1 protein-coding gene and 1 pseudogene are annotated in these 5091 nt (G+C 42.7%); one reads left to right on the top strand and one right to left on the bottom strand.

Annotated elements, in window-relative coordinates:
* Window positions 1-564: 564 nt before the first annotated feature.
* Entirely contained in the window at window positions 565-4497 is a 3933-nt protein-coding gene (locus ACM0OZ_RS47775) for an NB-ARC domain-containing protein (RefSeq protein WP_414589979.1), read from the top strand.
* A 329-nt stretch (window positions 4498-4826) separates the two neighbouring features.
* Here ACM0OZ_RS47775 and ACM0OZ_RS47770 read toward each other — a convergent pair.
* Window positions 4827-5091 (bottom strand): annotated as a pseudogene (locus ACM0OZ_RS47770) (hypothetical protein); the annotation flags it as partial.

The raw sequence follows: 5091 nt of genomic DNA, 5'->3' as shown, positions 1-5091 counted from the left end.
ATTCATCAAGTTTTTAGTTCATTTCTTCTACCGTTTCGCACCGCGAACTAGTCTAGTTATGGGTGACGATCGCCTGTGACAGTTGCGTAAGTCCTGAAATTGTTCTTCTCTTGCATGGCGATCGCCTATCAAGGTGACAATCACAAACAAGCAGACTTGCGTCGTGCAAAAGCATTAATCACGGTTGTGTCCCTCATCTATTTATCAATAAATATTATCAATAGCTATCCACTCCTAGTACTCTCGTCAACCCACTCACAGTAGCCAACCACCCTCCGAGCGTGATTACTTGACCGGCGCTCTAGTTGGAATGTTCAGTTTTTTACACATTCACCCACAATCTTACTTTCGTCACACTTATGTAATATTTGTTCCTACATTATAGGTAATCTTCTAGCGGGAAGGGAGTAGTCTATCTTTTTAGAAATATGTCGTTCAGTATACTTATTTATCCCTATTTTTTATCACTCCCAAAAAAATGGGCAAACCGGGAGTTATAATTATATAATGATGAATGCATCCAAAATGCATCATACAAAAAATTCGCTAGGATGCCGATGGCAAATGACAGTTGAAGAAGCCTTAGCTACTATAAAGTTGATTCTTGGTAAAAAGTTTTTGAATGAAGTCCAACAGATCATTGTTCGTCAGTCTTGGGAGCAAAAGACTTATCCGGAAATCGCCGAAAGTTCTGGCTATGATGGCGACTACATTAAGTTTGCTGCTTTTCAATTATGGAAAATGCTTTCAGAAGCACTAGGCGAGAGAGTAAACAAAAACAACTTTCGCTTAGTTTTAAAGCAATGGTATTCGCAAAGTAACTCTGAAAGAGACTCGCATTCACTCAGCCACACTTTAGACAAACAGCAAGTAATTTCAGAAGAAGGCATTACAAAGGTTAAATTATCAGAAGGTGATGGAGCCGATTTAAGGGGAGAGGAGGCTTCGTTGTCCCCTGGAATAAATTCAGGGACTTATCGATATGCTATAAAGCCTCTCCTCCCCCATGGCAATCTTCGTGAGACTATCAGTGTTGGCAATTACAGCATTGAAAATCGTCAAAATTGGGGTGAAGCAATTGAAGTTTCTATCTTCTATGGACGCTCTCAAGAATTAGCTAAGTTAGAGCAGTGGATTGTTAAAGAACGCTGCCAACTGATAGCCATTGTAGGAATTGGTGGGATTGGGAAAACGGCTCTGTCTTTGAAGTTAGCGAGTCAAATTCAGGACCAATTTGAGTATATTGTTTGGCGCTCACTTCATAACGTATCCTCCCTTGGTTCTCTTCTTAAAGAAATAATTCAATTACTGTCTAAACAACAGGAAATCAACTTATCTGAAGATGTTACCGATTTAATTGTCCGGCTGTTATATTACCTACAAAAGTACCGTTGCCTAATCGTACTCGACAATGTAGAGACTATTTTATGTAGTACTGAGCCGTTAGGGTCTTTGTATGGCTGTAAAGCAGGTTACTACCGAGAGGGGTACGAAGATTATGGTGAATTCTTTAAGTGGATTGGAGAACTACGTCACAATAGTTGCCTAGTGCTAACGAGTCGAGAGAAACCCAAAGAAGTAGCTGCTCTTGAAGGTAAAACATTCCCGGTTAGGTCTTTGCAACTGTTTGGTCTAACAGTAAAAGACGGAAAGGAAATTTTTACAGCAAAAGGTGACTTTACAGGTTCAGCAAGTGATTGGCAAACCCTAATTCAATCCTATATGGGCAACCCGTTAGCCTTAAAGATTGTTGCCACAACGATTAATGATTTATTTGGTGGTAATATATCTAAATTTTTATCTCAAGGAACAATCATCTTTGGTGAAATCGAAGATTTATTAGCTCGGCAGTTTGAGCGCTTATCCTTATTAGAAAAAGAAATCATGTACTGGTTGACGATTAATCGTGAACCAGTTGCGCTCACAAAGCTGCAAGATGACCTTCTAACTCCCGTATTACCTGCTCAGTTGATAGAGGCACTAGAGTCTTTAAAACGGCGATGTCTTCTTGAGTGTGTAACCAACTCACAGATTGAAAAAGGTTATGTTATTTTTACATTACACCCCGTACTTATGGAGTACGTAACTACTAAATTAATTAAGCAAGTTATCCTGGAGATTCAAACTCAGGAAACTTCTATTTACAAAAGTTACGCACTTATAAAGGCTCAGGGAAAAGATTATATCCAGGAGATTCAGAGACAACTCATCCTGAAACCAATTATCAATCAATTATTGGGTGTGTTTGGTAATCCTGATGCTATTAAAAATCAGTTGATGCAAATTATTTCATCCCTCCAGGAAAAACTGCCAACTGAAATAGGGTATGCAGGCGGTAACACACTCAATTTACTATGCCAACTTCAGCTTGATTTAAGCAATCATAATTTTTCTAATATGCCAATTTGGCAAGCTGATTTGCGAAACGCAAATTTACGTGGTGTTGACTTTTCAAATTCTAATTTATCCAAGTCTACTTTTACTGAAAGCTTTAGCTATATTTATTCCTTGGTAATCAGTCCCGATGGAAGACTAATCGCGACAGGCAATGCTCATGGCGAAATTAGTCTGCGGCGGATGTCCGATGGACAGCTAATATTGACTTGGGAGGCACATACAGGTTGGGTTCTTTGTTTGACCTTTAGCACTGATGGTCAAATGCTCATCAGTGGCAGTGATGATCAAACGATCAAGCTGTGGGATATCAATAACGGTCAGTGCCAGCAAACTTTATTCACTAACATATGGACTACTACTCTCATCTGCAGACATCAAATGTTAGTGAGTGGCAGTGCAGATCAAATAGTTAAGCTGTGGGATATCAATAACGGTCAATGCCTCCGTACTTTGCAAGGACACAAGGGATGGATATGGTCTGTTGTCCTTAGCCCTGAGGGTCAAACCCTTGCTACTTGTGGTGCAGACCGAAACATCAAACTGTGGAACGTTGATACGGGTGAATGTCTGAAAACATTGCAAGGGCATGAAGATATAGTCTGCTCTGTTGTCTTCACCCACAATGGACAAACTCTAATTAGTGGCAGCAGTGATCGCACAGTAAGAGTGTGGAACCTTCAAACAGGTGAGTGTCTCAAAATCCTCCAAGGACATGCGGATTCGGTATGGTCAGTTGCCTTGGCTATGGAACGCTCCGCAGTCAGCGTCGGCGTCAGCGAAGCGAAGCCGAAGGCGTTAGCCTCTACGAAAGAGATAGGTATGCCTCAGGAGACTTATAGTTCTGACTATCCACTGTTAGCAAGTGGCAGTGCTGATCACACGATCAAGCTGTGGGATATCAGCATAGGTCAGGTCGTTAGAACGTTGCAGGGACATAGGTATGGAGTCAGTACCGTCGTTTTCAGCGCTGATGGTCAAACCCTGATCAGCAAAGATGTAGGTCAAACGATCAAGCTGTGGAATACCCAGACAGGTCAGTGTCTCAGAACCTTCAAGGGATACAGTAGCGGGGTGTGGTCGATTGCGTTCAGTCCCAATGGTCAAACTGTAATCGGTAGCGGTGAAGACCAAATCGTGAAGCTGTGGAACGTCAGAACCGGTCAGTGCCTCAAAGTTTTAAAGGGCCACAAGAATTGGGTTACATCTGTTGCTTTCAGCCCGGATGGTCAAACTGTAGCAAGTTGTGGAGCTGATCGGTTAGTGAAGCTTTGGGATGTGCATACAGGTCAGTGCTTGAGAATTTTTGAAGGACATACCTGCGGGGTGCTCAGAGTGATTTATAGTCCCGATGGTAATACCCTAGCCAGTTGTGATGAAGACCAAGTGATAAGGTTCTGGGATATTAAAACGGGCGAGTGTGTCCGGGTGCTAAGGGGACACACCAGTTTGGTAACTTCAATCGTTTATAGTCCGGATGGTCAAACCTTTGCCAGTTCTGGAGCCGACTTAAGGATTCGGATTTGGGATGTGAACACAAGTCAGTGGCTCAGGGTGCTAGAAGGTCACACCAATTGGGTATGGACCATCGTATTTCACCCCAATGGTCAAACCCTAGCAAGTAGTGGCGAAGACCACCTGGTTAAGATTTGGGATGTGAACACGGGGCAATGTATTAAAGTTTTGCAGGGCCACACCAATTCAGTTGTTACAGTTGCCTACAGTCCAGATGGTCGATTTTTAGCCAGTGGAGGCACAGACCAAACCGTGCGGATCTGGGATGCCAGCACAGGTCAATGCCTCAGAGTTTTGAAAGGGCATACAAAACGGGTTTATTCCCTTGCTTTCACCATCCTGCGTGAAGTAGTGTCATCTGAGGCGGATACAGTCCTCGCCAGTAGCAGTGAAGATCAGAGTATACAATTTTGGGATGTCGAGACAGGTCTGTGCCTCAAAGTCTTGAGAATAAGGCCCTACGAGGGCATGAATATCACTGGCGTTACAGGTATCACTGAAGCTCAGAAAGCGACTCTAAAAGCTTTGGGGGCTTTTGAGGATTGTGTAGTTGTGGATACTGTTGGCGTCTGTAATACAAATTTGTAATTTCTTATGTTACAAGTGCTAATACCCCTACAGGACTTACGCAACTGTCACAAGCAATGGCGCGGCGTAGCCGCGCAGAGCGCCAAACAACTAGAGGACAAACATGGGAACATCCGGACGTTTTAGTTGCTGAACTAAATAATTTGACAATAATCCATGTTTAATTTGATAAATTGTTTGACTACTTTTATAAGCTAAATCTTTGAGTCTAAGCCAGACTAAAATAGCGCAGGTAGGGGCGTGAGTATTAACGGATACTGTTGGCGAAGTCAAAAAACGCCCCTATCTGGGTGAATCAGTTTACTTTCAAGAAACACTTTGCGTAAGGCTTATGTAGAAAGGGTTGGAGAAGATGGAGTATTTTGCATATCTGGAGAAATTGGGACAAGTTCAAGACCAAGAGCATGAGCTTTGTTCCTCAGATTTTTTAGGATTTGCTCGTTGTATTTCTGCTCATAGTAGTCCATGCCAGGGTCGGCATATTGTCCAGCCGTTGTCCACATACGGTAAAACATACGTGCCAGCTTGTGTGGGTATTGAGTTAGGTCGAGGGGGAGTATTATCTCCCGCCCCTCCCATTTAGAACCGGACGTA

This window comes from Scytonema sp. PCC 10023 (assembly GCF_963920835.1).
In the GTDB taxonomy this organism is placed as follows: Bacteria; Cyanobacteriota; Cyanobacteriia; order Cyanobacteriales; family Nostocaceae; genus Kalymmatonema.
The sequence above is the reverse complement of the archived record's forward strand: the minus strand, read 5'-3'. Positions and strand labels throughout refer to the sequence as shown.